The organism is Halomonas heilongjiangensis, from assembly GCF_002879645.1.
GTDB classification, from domain to species: Bacteria; Pseudomonadota; Gammaproteobacteria; order Pseudomonadales; family Halomonadaceae; genus Halomonas; species Halomonas heilongjiangensis.
The window spans coordinates 71,795-91,254 of record NZ_PNRE01000033.1 but is presented as its reverse complement, the minus strand read 5'-3'; the positions used below and the strand labels follow the sequence as shown (position 1 = coordinate 91,254).

Annotated in this window: 16 protein-coding genes; 4 read left to right on the top strand and 12 right to left on the bottom strand. The window is 68.1% G+C overall.

Features of this window, described 5'->3' with window-relative positions; all coding sequences use genetic code 11:
• The first annotated feature begins 5 nt into the window (after positions 1-5).
• On the top strand, positions 6-773 hold the full coding sequence (locus tag C1H66_RS07220; RefSeq protein ID WP_102627224.1) for a transporter substrate-binding domain-containing protein: 768 nt from the start codon (positions 6-8) through the stop codon (positions 771-773).
• Between the two features lie 94 nt (positions 774-867).
• Here the strand turns inward: C1H66_RS07220 and cadR are convergent, their stop codons facing one another.
• A complete protein-coding gene (gene cadR / locus C1H66_RS07215) occupies positions 868-1,326 on the bottom strand; it encodes a Cd(II)/Pb(II)-responsive transcriptional regulator (RefSeq protein ID WP_102627223.1) in 459 nt (152 codons plus the stop codon).
• A 163-nt stretch (positions 1,327-1,489) separates the two neighbouring features.
• Between cadR and corA the strand changes: the two genes are divergently transcribed.
• Complete coding sequence (gene corA / locus C1H66_RS07210; protein WP_102627222.1) at positions 1,490-2,443, top strand: magnesium/cobalt transporter CorA; 954 nt, start codon at positions 1,490-1,492, stop codon at positions 2,441-2,443.
• Positions 2,444-2,518: 75 nt separating this feature from the next.
• Entirely contained in the window at positions 2,519-4,711 is a 2,193-nt protein-coding gene (locus C1H66_RS07205) for a heavy metal translocating P-type ATPase (protein WP_102627221.1), read from the top strand.
• On the opposite strand, the gene C1H66_RS07200 is transcribed toward C1H66_RS07205, so the two are convergent.
• The 10 genes from C1H66_RS07200 to C1H66_RS07155 form a co-directional block, all read right to left on the bottom strand.
• Positions 4,692-5,894 carry a cation:proton antiporter gene (locus C1H66_RS07200; protein ID WP_102627220.1) on the bottom strand — a complete coding sequence of 401 codons (1,203 nt, stop codon included), beginning with the start codon at positions 5,892-5,894 and terminating at the stop codon, positions 4,692-4,694. The two genes, C1H66_RS07205 and C1H66_RS07200, sit on opposite strands and share 20 nt — an antisense overlap.
• Entirely contained in the window at positions 5,884-6,612 is a 729-nt protein-coding gene (locus tag C1H66_RS07195; RefSeq protein WP_102627219.1) for a glutamine amidotransferase-related protein, read from the bottom strand. Before C1H66_RS07195 ends, C1H66_RS07200 begins: the two co-directional genes overlap by 11 nt.
• Before the next feature lie 49 nt (positions 6,613-6,661).
• Positions 6,662-7,843 (bottom strand): iron-containing alcohol dehydrogenase, encoded by a 1,182-nt coding sequence (locus C1H66_RS07190; protein WP_102627218.1) that lies wholly within the window; start codon positions 7,841-7,843, stop codon positions 6,662-6,664.
• Between the two features lie 14 nt (positions 7,844-7,857).
• Positions 7,858-9,243 carry an aldehyde dehydrogenase family protein gene (locus C1H66_RS07185; protein ID WP_102627217.1) on the bottom strand — a complete coding sequence of 462 codons (1,386 nt, stop codon included), beginning with the start codon at positions 9,241-9,243 and terminating at the stop codon, positions 7,858-7,860.
• Between the two features lie 9 nt (positions 9,244-9,252).
• Positions 9,253-10,635 carry a glutamine synthetase family protein gene (locus tag C1H66_RS07180; RefSeq protein WP_102627216.1) on the bottom strand — a complete coding sequence of 461 codons (1,383 nt, stop codon included), beginning with the start codon at positions 10,633-10,635 and terminating at the stop codon, positions 9,253-9,255.
• A gap of 258 nt (positions 10,636-10,893) precedes the next feature.
• A complete protein-coding gene (locus C1H66_RS07175) occupies positions 10,894-11,847 on the bottom strand; it encodes a LysR family transcriptional regulator (RefSeq protein WP_102627215.1) in 954 nt (317 codons plus the stop codon).
• 138 nt (positions 11,848-11,985) lie between these two features.
• Positions 11,986-13,044 carry a TRAP transporter substrate-binding protein gene (locus C1H66_RS07170; protein WP_102627214.1) on the bottom strand — a complete coding sequence of 353 codons (1,059 nt, stop codon included), beginning with the start codon at positions 13,042-13,044 and terminating at the stop codon, positions 11,986-11,988.
• Positions 13,045-13,144: 100 nt separating this feature from the next.
• Positions 13,145-14,467, bottom strand: coding sequence for a TRAP transporter large permease (locus C1H66_RS07165; protein ID WP_102627213.1), 1,323 nt, complete (start codon positions 14,465-14,467; stop codon positions 13,145-13,147).
• Positions 14,464-14,976: a TRAP transporter small permease subunit gene (locus tag C1H66_RS07160; protein WP_102627212.1), complete on the bottom strand. Its 513-nt coding sequence runs from the start codon at positions 14,974-14,976 to the stop codon at positions 14,464-14,466. Before C1H66_RS07160 ends, C1H66_RS07165 begins: the two co-directional genes overlap by 4 nt.
• 210 nt (positions 14,977-15,186) lie before the next feature.
• Positions 15,187-16,146 carry a LysR family transcriptional regulator gene (locus C1H66_RS07155; protein ID WP_102627211.1) on the bottom strand — a complete coding sequence of 320 codons (960 nt, stop codon included), beginning with the start codon at positions 16,144-16,146 and terminating at the stop codon, positions 15,187-15,189.
• A 117-nt stretch (positions 16,147-16,263) separates the two neighbouring features.
• Here C1H66_RS07155 and C1H66_RS07150 point away from each other — a divergent pair, with 117 nt between their 5' ends.
• Positions 16,264-17,061, top strand: coding sequence for a TraX family protein (locus C1H66_RS07150; RefSeq protein WP_102627210.1), 798 nt, complete (start codon positions 16,264-16,266; stop codon positions 17,059-17,061).
• 2 nt (positions 17,062-17,063) lie between these two features.
• Here C1H66_RS07150 and C1H66_RS07145 read toward each other — a convergent pair whose 3' ends face one another.
• Complete coding sequence (locus C1H66_RS07145; protein ID WP_240618240.1) at positions 17,064-19,427, bottom strand: EAL domain-containing protein; 2,364 nt, start codon at positions 19,425-19,427, stop codon at positions 17,064-17,066.
• Positions 19,428-19,460 lie beyond the last annotated feature (33 nt).

Sequence of the window (19,460 nt, the reverse complement as noted above, 5' to 3'; positions counted from 1 at the left end):
AAGAGATGAAGAAACTGCTGACCATCACGATCCTGGGCATGGCGCTGGCCGCCGGGAGCGCCCAGGCCCGTGACTACGACCATGTACGCTTCGGCGTCGACGTTCCCTACGAGCCCATGGAGTACCGCACCGCGGACGGCGAGCTGACCGGCTTCGACATCGAGCTGGGCAACGCCCTGTGCGCCGAGATGGACATCACCTGCGAGTGGATCGAGCAGGAGTGGGACGGCATCGTCCCCGGCCTGCTGGCCCGCAACTACGACGCCATCATGTCGTCGATGACCATCAACGACGAGCGTCGCCAGACGCTGCTGTTCTCCGACCCCTACATCACCATCCCCGGCGCCTGGTTCGCCGCGGCCGGCAGCGAGCTGGAGGAGATCAACGAGGAGGCCCTGTCCGGCAAGAGCATCGGCGTGCAGCGCGGTACCACCTACGACAACTATGCCACCGACACCTTCGGCGACCTCGCGACGATCAACCGCTACTCCACCGCCGACGACATGGTGCTGGACCTGGATGCGCAGCGTCTGGACCTCGTCTTCCTGGAGTTCGTGGTCGGCAAGACCACCCTGCTCGACAACGACGAGGGCAGCTACAAGGTGGTCGGGGAGATGGTCACCGAGCCAGAGGAGTACTTCGGTGAAGGCTTCGGCATCGCCTTCCGCCAGCGCGACGAAGCGCTCGCCGAGCGCTTCAACGAGGCCCTGGCCACCCTGAAGGAAGACGGCACCTACGACGAGATCTACGAGAAATACTTCGGCGAGGAGTGAGGCACAGTGCAAGCCGCCGCGCGACGGCGAATCGCCATCCTGCCCCCTGCCCCCCGGCCGTCGGCCGTTGGCCGGGGGGCATCGTTCAAGGGGCTCAGCCGACGCGATGCGGCCCCGGTACGTGACTGTCGTCGACCAGCTCGGCCGATCCCACGCCCGGCAGCGGCTGGGACAGTTCCTGCAGGATGCCGCAGTGGCCGGAGTCGGCCTCGCCACTGCAGCGCGAGCGCAGGCTGACCAGCGCCTCGCGCAACGCCTGGAGCTGGGACAGACGCGCCTCCACGTGTTCCAGGTGATCGTCGATCAGGCCGTTGACGGCATCGCAGGGCTGGCGCGGATGATCGTGGTAGTCGAGCAGGGTGCGGATCTCGTCCAGCGTCATGTCCAGCGCGCGACAGTGGCGGATGAAGCGTAGCCGCTGGGTGTGCGTCTCGGCGTAGAGCCGGTAGTTGGCCTGGCTGCGCGCCGGCTCGGGCAGCAGCCCCTCCCGCTCGTAGTAGCGAATGGTCTCCACGGCGCACCCCGTGCGGGTGGCCAGCTCGCCGATCTTCATGCCTCACGCCTCCGGTCGCCCTACCTTATAGTCACTATAGGGTATGTGCTCCGCAACAGCGAATCACCAGACGTTACGCGAGGACGGCTCGACCATCGTGATTGGCCTGATGGTCGTAAACACCTAATCTGGGCAAATCCAACCAGACGCACCAGGGACGACGATGATTCGCACCTTCCAGCTCAATCGCCAGACCATCCAGGAAGCCACCGAGGACACCCGGCCACTGTCCGAGCGCCTGGCCCAGGCGACCTGGATCGATGCCCACGAACCCGACGAGGGCGAGCGCGAGCGGCTCAATGCCTTCCTGGCCGATGAACTGCCGGCCACCGACGACGTCGAGGAGATCGAGTCATCGGCGCGCTATTTCGTCGACGCCGACGGCATTCACGTGCACTCGCTGTTCCTGTCGCAGAGCGAGGGACGCCACGGCAACACCACCGTCGCCTTCATCCTGCAGCCCGAACGGCTGATCACCTTCCGGGACACCGAACTCGCCGACTTCCGCCTGCTCCGCTTGCGTGCCCGCAGTGGCCAGGTGGAAGCCGACTCGGCGCAGAGCTTGATGCTGACGATCTTCGAGCAGAAGGTGGAAAACCTCGCCGATACCCTGGAAGACGTTCACCGCAAGCTCGAGGACGTCAGCCACCTGGTGCTGGAGGAGGATGACGCCGACCTCGAGGATGCCATCGACCAACTGGCCAAGCTCGAGGATAGCAATGGCAAGATCCGTCTGTGCCTCATGGACACCCAGCGCTCGATGTCCTTCCTGATCCGCCACCTGCGCGGTGATGCCGAGCTCCAGGAAACGGCCCGCGAGGTCAAGCGCGACGTCGATACGCTGATGACCCACACCGCCTTCCTGTTCGACAAGATCAACTTCCTGATGGATTCCACCCAGGGCTTCATCAACATCCAGCAGAACCAGATCATCAAGACCTTCTCGATCGCCGCCGTGGTCTTCCTGCCACCCACGATGATCGCCAGCATCTACGGCATGAACTTCGACGTCATGCCCGAGCTGTCCTGGCCCGTCGGCTATCCCTTCGCCCTCGGCCTGATGGCCATTGCCGGCATCTCGCCGTACCTGTACTTCAAGCACAAGAACTGGCTATAGCCCAGCGTTGTCGCTTGACCCTGTAGCCACTACAGGGTGTGTCATCAGCATAGACGATGACACGGAGCCCCATCCATGACCGAACGATCCTGCTGCTCGAGCTGCACCGCGCCCCCCCTCGCCCCGGAGCGGCCGAGCGCACCGCCGCCGGACGCCCGCTCGCTGCGCCTGCGCATCGAGGCCATGGACTGCCCCACCGAAGAAGCCTTGCTGCGCCGCGCGCTGGGGGGCATGCCGGGCATCGAGCGGCTCGACTTCGATCTGATCGGGCGGGTACTGACCGTCCACCACCGCGACGTCGACGAGGAGGCGATCCGCCGGCGCATCGCCTCCACCGGCATGACCCCTGAAGCCCTCGACCCGGCACGCCGGAGCGAGGCCGCCAGCGGCGGCGAGGAGCGCTGGTGGAAGCTGGGCATCGCTGCCCTGGTGGCGCTCGCCGCCGAGGCGAGCGAGTGGCTGGAACTGGCCACCCCCTGGCTGCCTGCCCTGCTGGCCCTGGTGGCCATCGCCATGGTGGGCCTGCCGACCTGGAAGAAGGGCTTCATCGCCCTGCGCCACCGCACCCTCAACATCAACGCGCTGATGAGCGTGGCGGTGACCGGGGCGCTGCTGATCGGCCACTGGGCCGAGGCGGCCATGGTGATCGTGCTGTTCACCCTGGCCGAACGCATCGAGGCGCGCTCCCTGGGCCGCGCCCGCCACGCCATCCGCGAGCTGCTCTCGCTGGCCCCGGAGCAGGCCACGGTCGAGCAGGCCGATGGCCGCTACGCGCTGCAGCCCGCCGCCGCGGTTCCGACCGGTAGCCGGGTCCGGGTGCGCCCCGGCGAGCGCATCGCCCTGGATGGCGAGATCGAGCTCGGCCACCCGGCGCTGGACGAGTCCCCCATCACCGGCGAGAGCCTGCCGGTCGACAAGGCCCCGGGCGATACCGTCTTCGCCGGCACCGTCAACCGTGACGGCGAGTTCACCTACCGCACCACCCGGGCCGCCGCCGACACCACCCTGGCGCGGATCATCCACGCCGTCGAACAGGCCCAGGCCAGCCGCGCCCCCACCCAGCGCTTCATCGACCGCTTCGCTGCCGTCTACACCCCGGCGGTGTTCGCCGTCGCCGTATTCACCGCCCTGCTGGCCCCCTGGCTGCTCGGCGTCGCCTGGCTGGAGGGCATCTACCGTGCCCTGGTGCTGCTGGTGATCGCCTGTCCCTGCGCCCTGGTGATCTCCACCCCGGTGACCATCGTCAGCGGCCTCTCGGCGGCGGCGCGGGCCGGGATCCTGATCAAGGGGGGCACCTTCCTCGAGCAGGGCCGTCGCCTGCGCACCCTCGCCTTCGACAAGACCGGCACCCTGACCCGCGGCGAGCCCACCCAGTGCCACTGGCAGCCGCTGGAGGCGGCCGCCGGCGAGGCCGAGCGTCGCCGGCTGCGCTCCCTGGCCGCCGGGCTCGCCGAACGCTCGGGCCACCCGGTCTCCCGGGCCCTGGCCCGGGCCGCCCGGGAGGAGAGCATCGAGGCACTGGAGATCGAGGCCCTCAACGAGCGGCCCGGCCGCGGCGTCACCGCCCGGGTCGAAGGGCGCCCGGTCTGGCTCGGCAACCGCCGCCTGCTGGCAGGCTTCACGGATCTGGACGAGGGGCTCGAAGCGCGCCTGGCCGAGCGGGAAGCCCGTGGCGAGACGCTGGTCATCCTCGGTGAGGGCGACCGGCCGCTGGCACTGTTCGCGGTGAGTGACCCGCTCAAGCCCGAGAGCCGCGAGGCCATCGCCGACCTGCATGAGCTGGGCGTGACGACGCTGATGCTCAGCGGCGACAACCCGGCCAGCGTCGCCGCCATCGCCGCCGACGCCGGCATCGACGAGGCCCACGGGGCCCTGCTGCCCGAAGAGAAACTGGCGATGATCGAGGCGCGTGCCGGGGCGGGGGCGATCGGCATGGTCGGGGACGGCATCAACGACGCTCCGGCGCTGGCCCGGGCCGATATCGGCTTCGCCATGGGCGCCGCCGGCAGCGACGCCGCCATCGAGACCGCCGACGTGGCGCTGATGGACGACGACCCGCGGCGGCTGGCCACCTTCCTGCGCCTCTCCCGGGCCACGCGCTCGGTGCTGGTGCAGAACATCGTGCTGGCGCTGGGCATCAAGGCCGTGTTCATGGGCCTCGCGTTCAGCGGCCACGCCACCCTGTGGATGGCGGTGTTCGCCGACATGGGGGCCAGCCTGATCGTGGTGGCCAACGGCCTGCGACTGCTCAGCGCAGCACGTGCCTGACCATCAACGGGCCGACCACCTCGAAGACCACGGTGGAGGCGACCACCGCCGCGAGCAGGACCGCCCCGTGTTCGGGATAGCGCTCCACCACCAGCAGCGCCATGCCCATGGCGATGCCGGCCTGGGGGGTCAGCGCCAGGCCGATGTCGTGGGGCAGGCGGGTAGCTTGCCGGCGGGCCAGGTGGCCCCCCAGCACGCCGCCGAGGTAGCGGCCCGCCAGGCGCAGCACGACATAGGCCAGGGTGAGCCAGAGGGCGTCGCCCAGGTGGCGCAAATCGATGCTGGCCCCGGAGAGCACGAAGAAGAACACCAGGAAGGGCCACTCGATGTGCTCGATCTCATTGAACGAGCGGGTATGGTGGGAAGAGAGGTTGGCCACCAGGGCGCCGGCAATCATCGCCGCCAGCAGGGCCGAGACCTCGAGCCAGGTGGAGAGCCCGGCCAGCAGCAGGATCAGCGCGACCGCCTCGACCTGGGTAGGTTCCCCGGGCCTCAGTCGCCCCGTCAGCCAGGCCGCCGGCAGCCCCACCACGCTACCCAGCACCAGGGCACCGCCCAGTTCCCAGCCGGCCTGCGCCAGTGCCAGGCCGCCGTCGCCGGAGAGCAGCCAGCCGAGCAGCGCCATGGCCAGCCCGAAGACGAGAATCCCCCAGGCATCATCGATGGCGACGATGCCCATCAGCAGGCGGGCGCGGAAGCGGGTGTCGCCACTCTCGTGCACCGTCTCGCTGACCGCCGCCGGGTCGGTGGCCACCGAGATCGCCGCCAGGCTCACCGCCACCGCCAGCGGGAAACCGAGCAGCAGCAGGCCGGCACCGACGAACAGCACCCCCATGGCGATCACCGCCAGCGAGACGATCACGATCAGCGGGCCGGTGCTGCGCAACCGCGCCAGGGTCAGCTCGCCCCCCAGCAGGAAGGCGACCATCACCAGCGCCACCTGGAGCAGCGGCTCGCTCAGGCCGTCCAGCGGCCTGGCCCCGGCCTGCCCCAGCCCCCACTGCTGGACGACCGCCACTCCGACACCCACCACGACCAGCAGCGAGATCCGCGGCAAGCGCATGCGGTTGGCCACGGCATCGGCGCAGATGCTCAGGCTGAGGATGATGCCCAGCAGGATCAGGTTGGCCGTGGCGGCATCGAGTTCAGCCATGGGCCACTGCCAGGCCGTGTCAGCCGTCATCTCCGCCGCCCTCCATGGCACGCTTCATGAAGTTGAGGATCCAGCGCACCATCAGCTGATCGTCCACCGGGGCGTGCAGCGAGGCCTGGCCCTCGCGCACCCGCTCGGCGCCCACCAGTTCGCGGCGCAGCTGCATCAGGTCACGGGAGTAGGGCTTGGCGAATTCCGGGTGGCCCTGCACGCCGAGGAAGTGCTCGCCGACCTGCATCAGGTAGACGGGACAGAAGTCGCTGCCGGCCAGCACCCTCGCCTCCGGCGGCAGCGCCTTCACCTGATCCTGATGACTGACCACCAGATCGAGCCCCTCCTGCCACGGCGTCATCCACTCGGCATGCTCGGTGACCCGGTTGAACGACATCCCCACCCCCCAGCCACGAGGGCTCTTGACCACCTCGCCGCCCAGTGCCCTGGCGATCAGCTGGTGGCCGAAGCAGATGCCCACCAGCGGCTTGCCGGCGTACCACAGCTCGCGCACGAAGCCGCACAGCTCGTCGACCCAGGCCAGGCCGTCGTTGACGCCGAACTTCGATCCGGTGGTCAGCCAGGCGTCCACGACGTCCACATCGTCGGGAATCTCGCCATCGAGGCAACGCCAGACGCGAAACGTCAGGGTCGGATCCACCGATGTGAACAGCCGCTGGAACATCTCGGGGTAATTGCCATGCTCGTCACGCAGTTCCAGCGCCACGTCATCGCATTGCAGAAGTCCGATACGCATCGATGCACCTCCTTTCCGGTAGTGCCACCCGCAACCGCAATGCCGCGGCCTAGAGCCGTCCTTCGACGGCCTTGACGAAGATCTCGCGGTACTGGCCGGCATCGAAGGCGATGGGGTTGGTACCGGAAGAGGGATCCGCCACCGCCATCTGTCCGACCTTGTCGGCCTGGCGGGTGTCGATGTCGAGCTCGGCCAGGGCATGGGGAATCGAGAGCCGCTCGCGCAGCTCGAGCACCCAGTCGATCACCGCCGCCGTGCCGGGCTGGCGCAGGTCGAGGTAGCGCGCCAGCCGCACCATGGGCTCGCCGATGGCGCGCTCGTTGGCACGCAGCACATAGGGCATCAGGATGGCGTTCAGGGTGCCGTGGTGGGCGTCATGCAGCGCCCCGAGGGGATGGGCCAGGGCATGCATGGCGCCCAGCCCGCGCTGGAAGGCGGTGGCGCCCATGCTCGAGGCCACCAGCATGTTCATGCGCGCCTCGAGGTCGCCACCGTCCCGGAACGCTCGCGGCAGGTAGTCGCGCACCCGGCGCATGCCCTCCACGGCGATCCCTTCGGCCATGGGGTGGTAGCGCGGCGAGCACCAGGCCTCCAGGCAGTGGGACAGCGCATCCATGCCGGTGGCGGCGGTGATCGCCGGTGGCAGCCCTACGGTGAGCTCGGGGTCGAGGATCACCGTGGCCGGCACCATGCCGGGGTGGAAGATGATGCGCTTGACGTGCTCGTCCTCGTCGGTGATCACCGAGGCCCGGCCGACCTCGGAACCGGTGCCCGCGGTGGTGGGCACGGCGATGACCGGGACGATGGCCTCACCGTCGGCGTGCTTCCAGTTGTCGCCGATGTCCTCCAGCGCCCACAGCGACAGCTCCTCGCGCTGATTGGCCATCAGCGCTACCGCCTTGGCGGCATCCAGCCCCGAGCCACCGCCGAAGGCGATCACGCCGTCGTGGCCGCCGTTGCGGAAGGCCGCCACGCCGTCGTCCACGTTCCTGCCGGTGGGGTTGCCCTTGATGTCGCTGAACACGGCGACACCCAGGCCGGTATCCGCGCAGGCCTGGACCAGCTCGCGCACCATCGGCAATCCCGCCAGGCCCGGGTCGGTGACCAGCAGCGGCGCTTTCATGCCCAGTTCACGGCACAGCCCGGGAAGCTCGCGGATGCGACCGGGCCCGGTGAGGATGGGGGCCGGATAGTTCCAGCCCATGCGGTAGTGGTCGGGTTCGAAGCTCATGGGGACCTCCGCCGTCAGGCATGCTTGAGATGGAAGGACTTGGGCCGGGTCAGGGTCTCGTAACCCAGCCGCGACAGCGAGCAGCCGCGCCCGGAGTGCTTGACGCCGGTCCAGGCCAGTTCGGGGTCGAGGTAGTCGCAGCGGTTGGTGAACACCGTACCGGCCTCGAGGCGCCGGGCGATGGCCTCGCCGGCGGCGATGTCGCGGGTGAAGACCGCCGCGGTCAGGCCGAAATCGCTGTCGTTCATCAGTTCGATGGCCTGGTCGTCGGAATCCACCGGCATGATCCCGACCACCGGGCCGAAGCTCTCCTCGCGCATGACGCGCATGGTGTGGTCGACGCCGGTCAGCACCTGGGGTGCCAGGTAGGCGCTGCCGGGCGTGGACAGCGGATAGTCGCCGGGGTCGATCCAGGCCCTGGCACCGGCCGCCACCGCCTCCTCGATCTGGCCACGCACGAAGTCCGCCGCCGCCGGCTTGACCAGCGGCCCCAGGGTGGTCGCCGCGTCGGTGGGGTTGCCGAGCCGGAGCTGCTTGACCCAGGCCACGGCGCGCGCGACGAAGACGTCGAAGATCTCGTGCTGCACATAGATCCGTTCGATGCCGCAGCAGCTCTGGCCGGAGTTGAAGAAGGCGCCGTCCATCACCCCCTCGATGGCACTGTCCAGATCCACGTCGGCGCGGATGTAGGCCGGATCCTTGCCGCCCAGCTCGAGGCCGGTGGCGATGCAGCGCCCCGCGGCATTGCGTTCGACCATCGCGCCCCCCCCCACCGACCCGGTGAAGGAGACGTGATCGATGCGAGCATCGCGAATCAGCGCCTCGGTGGCCTCGTGGGACAGGTGCAGATGCTGGAAGACACCCTCCGGCAGGTTCGCCTCGTCGAAGGCCTGCTGGAGACGCTCGGCGCACAACGGCGTCTGGGCCGAGTGCTTGAGGATCACCGTATTGCCGGCCATGATCGCCGGCACGATGGCGTTCACCGCGGTCATGAAGGGGAAGTTCCAGGGCGCAACGATGAACGATACCCCCAGCGGTTCGCGGGTGATGTAGCGGGTGAAGCCCGGCTTGTCGGGAAGTGCGATCGGGGCCAGGGCCGCCTCGGCCAGGCCGATCATGGTCCGCGCGCGCTCCTCGAAACCGCCGATCTCGCCGCCGGCGGCGGCGATCGGCCGGCCCATCTGCCAGGTCAGCTCCTCGGCCAACTGGTCGCGACGGGCGACGAAGGCATCCACCATGCGCGAGCAGTAGCGGGCCCGCTCGGCGAGGCTCGTCTCCCGCCATTCACGCTGAGCCGCGACCGCCCGCGCCAGCGCCGCCTCGACCCGTGCCGCATCGGCCTGCTCGCGCTCGACATACACCGAGCCGTCGACCGGGGAAATCGTTTTCTGTATGGCCATGGCTTGTCCTCAGATGATCTCGAAGTAGCGATCCAGTTCCCAATCGGTGATATGCCGGCGGAACTGCCGCTCCTCCCATTCCCGGGTGGCGGCGAAGTGCTCGACGAAGGCGTCGCCGAACAGCTCGCGGGCCGCCTCGGAGGCCCTCAACCGCTGGGCGGCCTCCCACAGGGTCCGCGGCAGGGCCTGATGCTCGGGGTGGTCGAGCTCGTAGGCATTGCCCTCGACCTGCTCGTCGGGCTCGAGTCGCTGCTCGATGCCGTAGAGCCCGGCGCCGATCGCCGCGGCCAGCGCCAGATAGGGGTTGGCATCGGCGCTGCCGAGGCGGTACTCGACGCGCTGCGACTTGTCGCTGCCGGGAATCACGCGCAGCGCCGTGGTGCGGTTCTCGACCCCCCAGGTGGCCTCGGTGGGGGCCCAGAAGCCCGGGATCAACCGGGTGTAGCTGTTGATGGTCGGCGCGAACATGGCCAGCAGCTCCGGCATCAGCTTCTGCTGCCCGGCCACGAAGTGGCGCTGCACGTCGCTCATCTGATGGGGCTTGTCGGCCGCGAAGAATGCCGACTTGCCGCTGTCGATCTCGCGCAGCGACAGGTGGATATGCCCGCTCTGGCCCGGGTAGTCGGGCGACCACTTGGCCATGAAGGTAGCCATCAGGCCACGCCGCTGGGCCCAGACCTTGGTGAAGACCTTGAACAGCGCGCCCTTGTCGCCGGCGGCCAGGGCGCCGTCGACGCCGATGGCCGCCTCGAGCACGCCGGGGCCGGTCTCGGTATGCAGGCCCTCGATGGGGAAGTCCATAGCCTCCGACAGCGCCAGCAGCTCATGGTAGAGCTCGCTGTGCACCGAGCTGCGCAGCATCGAATAGCCCATCATGTCCGGGGTCAGCGGCTTGAGATGGCGAAAGCCCTTCTCGCGCACCGACTCCGGCGTCTCCTGAAACAGGAAGAACTCGTACTCCAGCGCGCCGAAGGCCTCGTAACCCATCCCGCGCCCGCGTTCCAGGACACGCTGCAACAGTCCACGCGGGCAGAGCCCTTCGGCCGGGCCATCGAACTCGGCCAGGAACAGCAGCATGTCGTCGCCCTCGCAGGGCAGCTCGCGGCAACTGTCGGGGACGATCTTCAGCGGCGCATCGGGATAGCCGGTATGCCAGCCGGTGAAGGTGACGTTGTCGTAGAGCTCATCCTTGCTGTCCCAGCCCAGCACCACGTCGCAGAAGGCGAAACCGTCTTCCAGGGCCGAGAAGAACTTGTCGCGCCGCATGTACTTGCCGAGCATCACGCCGTCGATGTCGAACATGCCCACCTTGACGTGGCTCAGGCCGCGCTCCTCGACGATCCGCCGGGCATCCTCCGGGGTCTTGATGTCTCTCGCTTGCATTCGACTCATCGAGCGTTCCTCAGTCTCTCGTTTCTCGTTGTTGTTGAAACATAGCCGTTGGAACATAGCCGCTGGAACATAGCTGTTGGAACATGGCTGCAGGCCCTCAGCTGTAGACCCAGCTGTTGGACCACGAGGTCCCCTATCCGCCGGGGCCCGGGGTGTATCTACAGTGTGATGCGGTGTCGAGACGCTCCGCAAACAGCATCGGTCGCGCTGACAGGGTCGCCATCGGAACGGCCCATAGCGGGGGCAAGGGGCCAGCCATCAAGTGACGATCTCCGGCAGCACCCAGGGCAGGTGCCGCTGCAGTTCGGCGCGGTAGTGGCACTCGAGCAGGCGACGACCGTCACGGGCCAGTTGCGCCGGCAGGTCGCCGAGCTCGTCGCGCCGTGCCACCAGCGTCAATTCACGGTGCAACGGCTTGGTGGGCAGGGGAACAACCCTCACGGTCAAACGGTCGAGCCCCGCCTGGTAGAGGCACAACGGGGTGGTGATGGTCCAACCGGCGCCGGAGCCGACCAGGCTCAGCACGGCGAAGGTGTTGTCGAGATGCAGCCGGGCCGGCAACTCCACCTGGTTGATGCGCAGATGCCGCTCGATGCTCTGGCCGATCAGCGACTGCGGCGTGTAGCGCACGAAGTCCAGTTGCCGTGTCAGCCAGGGCAGGTTGTCCACCGGTCCTGCCCAGTCGGCGGGCAGCACCAGCACGAAGGGTTCACCGAGGATGGCATGCCGCTCCAGACCGTCATAGTTTTCCAGCCGGTCGTCGGAGATGATGATATCCACATGGCGGGTCAGCAGCGCATGGCCATGCATGTGGGACAGGCCGGTGGTCAGCGTATAGTCGCCGGTATGACGCTTGATCACCTCGATCAGTGGCTTGCCCACCGCCGTGGCCAGGGAGTCGACCAGCGCCATGCGCACCTGATGCAGGCGACCGAAGGCCCCCGACACCAGTTCGCGCCGCGTGCCGCGCGCCTCGTTCAGCAGGCGCTTGGCGCGATCGTAGAAGAAGCGGCCGGCGCCGGTGGGTTCCAGCGGGCGCGAGTGACGGTTCAGCAGGGTCACGCCCAGCGCCTCCTCGAGATTGGCCAGGCTCTGGGACACCGACGACTGCTTGAGGCCGAGGCTCTCGGCCGCGGCGGTCTGGCTGCCACGCTCGAGGGTCTCGACGAAGATTTCCATGCTACGCAGATCGAAGCCGAAACCGCTGCGCATCGCGTTCTCCTTGGCCCGGGAACCGATCGTGACAGGCCGGCCCCGCATCGGTCCGGGGCACAGCGATGTCAGGATTCGACGACACCACGGCAGCGCCTGTCCGGTGTCGTCGGCGGCGAGCGTCACCCAGGCGTCGTATCAACCGTAGCGATACGGAGGGCCGGCATCCTGCATGGTCTGGCGATAGTCCTTGAGGATCTGCACCAGCCTGGCGCTGCGCTCGCTCTCCGCGGCGATCTCGTCCCAGAACGCCAGCGCCTCGTTCTCGATGGTCTGCCACTCCTCTTCGGGAATCGAGGTCAGCTCGAGCTTGCCGCCGGTGGTGCGGTAGTGCGCCTCGCCCCACCAGTACCAGTGCTGGCGGTAGTAGTGGGAGTTGTCCATGCACAGCCGGAACAGCGTCTTGAGGTGCTCGGGCAATTCGTCCCAGCGTTCGGTATTGGCGAAGTAGGACCCCGACCAGGCGCCGGAGATGTTGTTGGTCAGGTAGTAGTTGCTGACATCGGCCCAGCCCACGGTATAGGCCTCGGTGATGCCCGCCCAGGCGATGCCGTCGAGCTCGCGGGTCTGCATCGCCACCTCGATGTCCTCCCAGGGCAGGGTCACCGGCACCACGCCGAAGCGGCTGAGGAAGCGCCCGGCGGTGGGGAAGGTGAAGACCCGCTTGCCCCGCAGGTCCTCGAGGCTGCGAATCGGGTCACGGGTGACGAAGTTGCACGGGTCCCAGGCCCCCGAGCCCAGCCAGGTGACGCCCTCGATCTCGCCGTAGGCCTCTTCCCAGATCTCCTTGAGGCCGTAGTGGTGGAACAGCGCCGGCACGTCGAGGCTGTAGCGCGAGGCGAAGGGGAAGTAGCCACCGAACACCGAGACGTCGACCGGCGCATTGATCGAGTCGTCGTCGCTCTGCACGGCATCGATGGTGCCGCGCTGCATGGCACGGAACAGCTCGCCGGTGGGCACCAGTTGATCGGAGTAGTAGAGCTCGATTTCCATCTCGCCGTTGGCGGCCCGGTTGAAGGCGTCGATGGAGGGCTTGATGACATGCTCGGCGAGAGCCGGGCCGGCATAGGTCTGCAGCCGCCAACGGATCGGGCTGCGTGACTGGGCATGCACATAGGGGGCGCCGATGGTGGCGGCGCCGACCGTGGCGGCGGTGGCCACCCCGGCCTTCTTGAGGAAGTCGCGACGGTTGCTCATGGTCTCTTCTCCTGCGGTTGTGCTTGTTGTGTGGCAAGACATGTCAGGCGGTCGTGTCGGGTGAAGGCACCTCCTGGCTCCGATCGGTTGCCTCGGCGCATCAGTAGCCGCGATAGAGCTGCGGCAGCCACAGCGCCAGTTGCGGGAAGGCGGTGATCAGCGCCAGCCCGATCAGCATGATCCCGACGAAGGGCCACACACTGCGGTAGATATCGCCCAGCGAGATCTCGGGCGGTGCCATGGCGCGCATCAGGAAGAGGTTGTAGCCGAACGGCGGGGTCATGTAGGCGATCTGCACGGTGATGGTGTAGAGCACCCCGTACCAGATCGGATCGAACCCCAGGCTGATCACCAGCGGCACATAGAGCGGCGCCACGATCACCAGCATGGCGGTATCGTCGAGAAACATGCCGAGCAGGATGTAGGAGAGCTGCATCATCACCAGTATCTGCCAGGGGCTCATGCCGATGCGGTCGAGGAACAGGCCCTCGATGGCGCGCACCGCCCCCAGGCCGTCGAACACCGCCCCGAAGCAGAGCGCCGCGAGGATGATCCACATGAACATGCAACTGATGCCGAGCGTCTTGCGCACGGTGTTCTCGATCACCACCCAGCTCAGCCGCCGCTTGACCAGCGCCGCCAGTGTCGCCGCCAGCGCCCCCACCGCCGAGCTCTCCACCAGGCTGGTCACCCCCATCAGGAACAGCCCGGTCATGAAGAAGAAGATCAGCAGCGGCAGGATGCCGGCACGCAGCAACCGGAGCTTCTCGGCCAGGCTCATCTGGCGTTCCTCGGCGGGCAGCGCCGGCCCCAGGTGGGGCTGGAAGTGGCAGCGGATGACGATGTAGACGACGAACAGCGCGGCGATGATCAGCCCGGGAATCGCCCCGGCCAGCCACAACTGGCTGACCGGCTGGCGGGCGATCATGCCGTAGAGCACCAGCACCACGCTGGGCGGCACCAGGATGCCCAGCGAGCTCCCGGCCTGGATCACCCCGGTGACCATGATCTTGTCGTAACCGCGGCGCAGCAGTTCCGGCAGGGCGATGGTCGCCCCGATGGCCATGCCCGCCACGCTCAGCCCGTTCATCGCCGACACCACCACCATCAGGCCGATGGTGCCCACGGCCAGCCCGCCCTTGAGCGAGCCCATCCATACGTGGAACATCTCGTAGAGCTCGCTGGCGATCCCCGACTCCGAGAGCATGTAGCCCATGTAGACAAACAGCGGCAGCGTCAGCAGCGGGTACCAGTTCATCAGCTGGATCGCCGCGTTGAAGGGCATCTCGACCCCGCCGGTGCCCCACAGCAGCAGGGCCGAGGCCGCGCCGACGAAGCCGATGACCCCGAACACCCGCTGCCCCGTGAGCAGCAGCAGCATCATCGACGAGAACATCGTCAGGGCGATCATCTGATAGCTCATTCGAGGGCCTCCCCGCACGCCCGGGCGACGTCCTTGAAGAAGGTCGAGAGGCTCTGCAGCAGCATCAGCACGATGCCGAAGGTCATGATGATCTTGATCGGCGCCAGCGGCGGCGCCCAGGAGGTGTAGCTCTTCTCGCCGTAGCGCAGGGCGTACTCGGTACTCGAGATCCCGCCGGCCAGCAGGGCACCGAGGAACACGAACAGCAGCACGATGGTGAGGGCATCGACGACGGCGCGGGTGCGATCCGACCAGCGCGAGTAGAACAGGTCCATGCGCACGTGCGCGGCCAGCTGCATCGAGTAGGCACCGCCCAGCAGGTAGTAGGACGCCATCAGGAACTGGGAGACCTCGACGCTCCAGATCAGCGGGCTGTTGAAGGCGGTACGCGAAACGGAGGCGAAGAGCAGCACACCGATCATCACGAAGACCAGGTACATGATGATCCGCCCCACCCGGCGGTTGAACGCATCCACCCAGCGGACATAGAGCCGTATTGTTCTTGGCATCGTGTCGCAGTGCCCCGTATCCGGTAACGATTCGTGGTGACAATCCGTATCGTTCCAGTCTGAGCAGAGGGGTCGGCAAAGCACAAAGATCATCGATCCCGATGACGCTCGCACTATCGATGAAATCGATAATGCACCCGCCAGGGGCATCATCGGTCGCGACTTCACCACCAGGCAGCGGGCCGCTCAGGACGAGAGGCCGTCTCGGCGTCAAGCGCCGAGACGCAGCTCCGGCACCAGCCAGGGCAGCTCACGCTCGATATCGACGCAGAAGTGACGTTCCAGCAGGCGGCGGCTGTCGCTGGCCAGCTGGCCCGGCAGCCCACCCAGCTCGTCACGCCGCGACACCAGGGTCAGCTCGCGGCGCAGCGGCTCGGTCGGCAACCGCGCCACCCTTACCCCCAGGCCGGCGAAGCCCGCCTGATAGAGGCACAACGGCGTGGTGATGGTCCAGCCCACGCCGGCGCTGACCAGGCGGAGCAAGGCGAAGGTGTTGTCGAGATGCAGCCGGGCCGGCAGCTCCAGCCGGTTGAGGCGCAGGTGGCGCTCGACCGTCTGGCCGATCAGCGACTGCGGGGTATAGCGCACGAAGTCCAGCTGCCGTGCCAGCCAGCGCAGGTTGTCCACCGGCCCGCCCCAGTCACCCGGCAGGACCAGCACGAAGGGCTCCCCCAGTACCGCGTGGCGCTCCAGGCCATCGTAATTCTCCAGGCGATCGTCGGAGATGATGATGTCGACATGTCGCGTCAGCAGCGAGTGGCCATGCATATGGGAGAGGCCGGTGGTCAGCGTATAGTCGCTGGTATGGCGCCTGATGACCTCGATCAGTGGCTGCCCTACCGCGGTGGCCAGCGAGTCGACCAGCGCCATGCGTACCTGGTGCAGCTGGCCGAAGGCGCCCGACACCAGTTCGCGACGGGTGGCGCGGGCATCGTCGAGCAGGTGCCTGGCCCGGTCGTAGAAGAAGCGCCCCGCGCCGGTCGGCTCCAGCGGCCGTGAATGGCGCTTGAACAGCGCCACGCCCAGCGCCTGTTCCAGGTTGGCCAGGCTCTGCGAGACCGACGACTGCTTGAGACCCAGGCTACGCGCCGCGGCACTCTGGCTGCCCTGCTCGAGCGTCTCGACGAAGATCTCCATGCTGCGCAGGTCGAATCCGAAACCGTTCCGCATCGACGCTCTCCCGCTCGAGCCTCGGCCACCGGCAGGGAACTCCCGCCCCGGCCCTCGGTCCACCGTCACTGTCGTCACCACTGTCATCACCACTGTCATCACCACATGGAGGTCACGATGACCGCCCAGGCCGCCGCTGCCACCGCCGACCGCCCCTCCTCGACCTGGACCGGCTGGGGACAATGGTTGGCACTCGTCACCATGACCATCGACCACCTGACCCGCTATGCGCTGCCCACCGGCTGGGAGCTCGACTGGGCCGGAGCCTCGATCGGACGCATCGCCTTCCCGCTGTTCGCCGCCATGGTCGCCTGGCACGGGCTCTTCAACACCCGCAACCCGCTGCGCTACGCCCGGCGCATCCTGGTGATCGGCCTGGTCGCCCAGCTGCCCTACATGATGATGCCCCGGGCTTCGGATGCGTTCATTCTCAACGTCTGCTTCACCCTGGCCGCGGGGCTGGCCTGGGGCGCCTGGCTGCGCGACCTGCTCGCCCGCCAGCGCCGCGGCGAGCTCGAGGCCTACTGGGTCGTGCTCGGCATCGCGGTCTCGCTGACAGTCTGGCAGCTGCTCGGCGACTGGGTCGAGTACGGTCACCGCGGCCTGCTGCTGATCCCCCTGTTCATGCTCGCCATGCACCGGTTGCACCAGGCCGGCGACGCCCTGACCGAGCGCTTGACGGCGGTGGCCTTCACGCTACCGGTGCTGGTGGTGGCCGGGCTGATGAACAGTTCCGACATGGCCAAGTCGTTCACCGTGGCCACCTGCCTGGCGATCCTGTGGCTGGCCGCCGGGGCCCATCGCCTGACCCCCGCGGTACCGAGCGCCATGCCGAGACGGCTATGGCTTGCCTGGTACCCGGGCCACTTCGCGCTGATCGCACTGTGGCTGTGGGCCAGCGGCGTCATCGGATGAACTCAGGCCGACGGTGGCACCTGCACCCGCTCGCCCAACAGGCGTGCCAGCGCCGGCTCCGGCATCGGCCGGTGAAAGTGGAACCCCTGGAAACAGCGGCAGCCTCGCGCCGCCAGGAAGGTGAGCTGGGCCGCATTCTCGACCCCCTCTGCCACCACCGCGAGCTTCAGGTGACGGGCCATGGCCAGCACCGTCTCGACGATGGCGGCGTCGCTGGCGTCGGTCTCGATGTCGCTGACGAAGCTGCGGTCGATCTTGAGCTCGTCCAGCGGTAGACGTTTCAGGTAGCTGAGCGACGAGAAGCCGGTGCCGAAGTCGTCCAGCGCGATGCGCGCTCCCAGCGCCTTGAGCGCCCGCATGCGCTCGGCGGCGGCGTCCAGGCTGTCGATCATGATGCTCTCGGTGAGCTCCACGGTCAGCCGGCCGGGGTCGACCCGGTGGGCCTCGAGCAGGCGCATCAGGGTCTCGACGAATTCCGGCTGGGCGAAGTGCCGGGCGCTGATGTTCACCGAGAGCCGCGGCAGACACGCCTCGGACTGGCGGGCCAGCAGGGCGCAGCAGCTGTCGAGCACCCAGGTCTCGAGCTCGACGATCAGGTCGCTCTCCTCGGCAATGGCGATGAACACCCCCGGCGAGACGACACCGTGGTCCGGATGGGTCCAGCGCAGCAGCGCCTCGACCCCGACCAGTCGCTCCCGTTCGTCCACCTGGGGCTGGTAGTGGAGGGCCAGCTCCCCCGCCAGCAACGCCCGGCGCAGGGCCTGCTCCATCTCGAGCCGCCAGGCCACCCGCGCCTGCATGGCCGGCTCGAAGTGGCAGATCCGTGCCCGCCCCTGGGCCTTCGCCTGGTACATGGCGGTGTCGGCGTGGCGCAGCACGTCACCTACCGCCTCATCGCCGAAGGGAAACAGCGTGTAGCCGATGCTGGGGGTCACGCTGATCCGGCGGCCATCCAGGTCGTAGGGCCGACGCACCGCCGCCAGCAGGCTGCCGGCGCGAGCCTCGGCCAGGGCCAGCAGGCCGGTCCCGTCGCCAGCCGGTTCGGCGAGTGAGAGCCGCGGCACCAGCACCACGAATTCGTCGCCGCTGAGCCGGGCCGCCATGTCGTCCTCCTCGAGGCAGGCCCGGAGCCTGGCGGCCACCTGGCGCAGCAGTTCGTCGCCGATCGCATGGCCCAGGGAGTCGTTGATCATCTTGAAGCGATCGAGGTCGAGGAAGATCACCAGCCCCTGCCCCGCCGACCCGCGCCGGGTGGCGATGGCCGTCTCCAGCGACTCGATCAGCAGGCGGCGGTTGGGCAGATCGGTGAGGGGGTCGAAATAGGCCTGGCGGTGAATGGTCGCCTCGGCCCGCTTGCGCTCGGTGAAGTCCTCGATGATCGCCACCCCGCCGGTCACCCTGTCGTCGGCGTCCCGCATGGCGCTGTAGAAGGCGCGCAACGGCGTGGTCTTGCCACTCGCCAGGGCGCGGTATTCGCCCTCGAAGACACCGGAACCGTTCTCCAGGGCATCGCTCACCGCACGGACGACCCGGGGATCCTCCACCTGCTCGAGTAGATTGAGGCCCAGCAGGCGGGAACGACGGATGCCGAGAATCGCCAGGCAACGGGCGTTGCAGTCGAGCACCCGGCCATGGCGGTCGAAGTGCATCACCCCCAGCGGCGAATGACGGAAGATGGTGCGATAGCGACTCTCGCTCTCGCGCAGTTGCTGCTCCCGGGAGGCCATGGTAAGGCGCAGCTCGAGGTTGTCGGAGATGAAGCGATACAGACGGTTGCTGATCACCATCACCAGCGCCAGGAACAGCACCACCAGCACCGCCAGCAACCAGGCCAGCGGAGTGCCCTGCAGCAGGAACTGCACCAGCAGCGGCAACATGGCCGGCAGCACGAAGGCCGGTGCCACCCACCAGACGGCCGAGAGGGTGGTGACACCACCGGCGGCGATGCCGGTCAGCACGATGGTCAGGGCCGCCAGCTGGCCGTGGTGCTCCATGGTGAACATCACCAGGCCGGCGATGCCCCATACCCCACCGGCGACCAGGGTGCCGAGGGCGAAGCGCCACAGCCAGCGACGCTGGCGGCGGCGCCAGCCGGGCAGTTCCTGGAAACGCCGGGCCAGCCAGAGGCGCAGCCCCGACACCACCAGCACGGCCCCCAGCCAGCCCAACAACGGCTCGGCCGGCAGCACCGGCCACATGGCCGTCACCAGCAGGATGGCCGCCAGCACGCTACAGAGCACCGGCTGCCACAGTCGCTCGTAGAGCATATGGACCTGTTCGCCCACCAGCAGATGGGCACGCTCGACGTCCGTGGCGGCGACGCGATCGCTGTCGCCTGCGACGGCGGGCCTGGGGGGCGTGGACATGCGGAAGTTCCCGGCCGTGGTTGTCATTGTTAA

What these genes read in the sequence shown, in the direction of transcription:
- C1H66_RS07220 (WP_102627224.1), top strand. Translation starts at nt 6, where the DNA reads ATGAAGAAACTGCTGACCATCACGATCCTGGGCATGGCGCTGGCCGCC.
- cadR (WP_102627223.1), bottom strand. Translation starts at nt 1,326, where the DNA reads ATGAAGATCGGCGAGCTGGCCACCCGCACGGGGTGCGCCGTGGAGACC.
- corA (WP_102627222.1), top strand. Translation starts at nt 1,490, where the DNA reads ATGATTCGCACCTTCCAGCTCAATCGCCAGACCATCCAGGAAGCCACC.
- C1H66_RS07205 (WP_102627221.1), top strand. Translation starts at nt 2,519, where the DNA reads ATGACCGAACGATCCTGCTGCTCGAGCTGCACCGCGCCCCCCCTCGCC.
- C1H66_RS07200 (WP_102627220.1), bottom strand. Translation starts at nt 5,894, where the DNA reads ATGACGGCTGACACGGCCTGGCAGTGGCCCATGGCTGAACTCGATGCC.
- C1H66_RS07195 (WP_102627219.1), bottom strand. Translation starts at nt 6,612, where the DNA reads ATGCGTATCGGACTTCTGCAATGCGATGACGTGGCGCTGGAACTGCGT.
- C1H66_RS07190 (WP_102627218.1), bottom strand. Translation starts at nt 7,843, where the DNA reads ATGAGCTTCGAACCCGACCACTACCGCATGGGCTGGAACTATCCGGCC.
- C1H66_RS07185 (WP_102627217.1), bottom strand. Translation starts at nt 9,243, where the DNA reads ATGGCCATACAGAAAACGATTTCCCCGGTCGACGGCTCGGTGTATGTC.
- C1H66_RS07180 (WP_102627216.1), bottom strand. Translation starts at nt 10,635, where the DNA reads ATGAGTCGAATGCAAGCGAGAGACATCAAGACCCCGGAGGATGCCCGG.
- C1H66_RS07175 (WP_102627215.1), bottom strand. Translation starts at nt 11,847, where the DNA reads ATGCGCAGCGGTTTCGGCTTCGATCTGCGTAGCATGGAAATCTTCGTC.
- C1H66_RS07170 (WP_102627214.1), bottom strand. Translation starts at nt 13,044, where the DNA reads ATGAGCAACCGTCGCGACTTCCTCAAGAAGGCCGGGGTGGCCACCGCC.
- C1H66_RS07165 (WP_102627213.1), bottom strand. Translation starts at nt 14,467, where the DNA reads ATGAGCTATCAGATGATCGCCCTGACGATGTTCTCGTCGATGATGCTG.
- C1H66_RS07160 (WP_102627212.1), bottom strand. Translation starts at nt 14,976, where the DNA reads ATGCCAAGAACAATACGGCTCTATGTCCGCTGGGTGGATGCGTTCAAC.
- C1H66_RS07155 (WP_102627211.1), bottom strand. Translation starts at nt 16,146, where the DNA reads ATGCGGAACGGTTTCGGATTCGACCTGCGCAGCATGGAGATCTTCGTC.
- C1H66_RS07150 (WP_102627210.1), top strand. Translation starts at nt 16,264, where the DNA reads ATGACCGCCCAGGCCGCCGCTGCCACCGCCGACCGCCCCTCCTCGACC.
- C1H66_RS07145 (WP_240618240.1), bottom strand. Translation starts at nt 19,427, where the DNA reads ATGTCCACGCCCCCCAGGCCCGCCGTCGCAGGCGACAGCGATCGCGTC.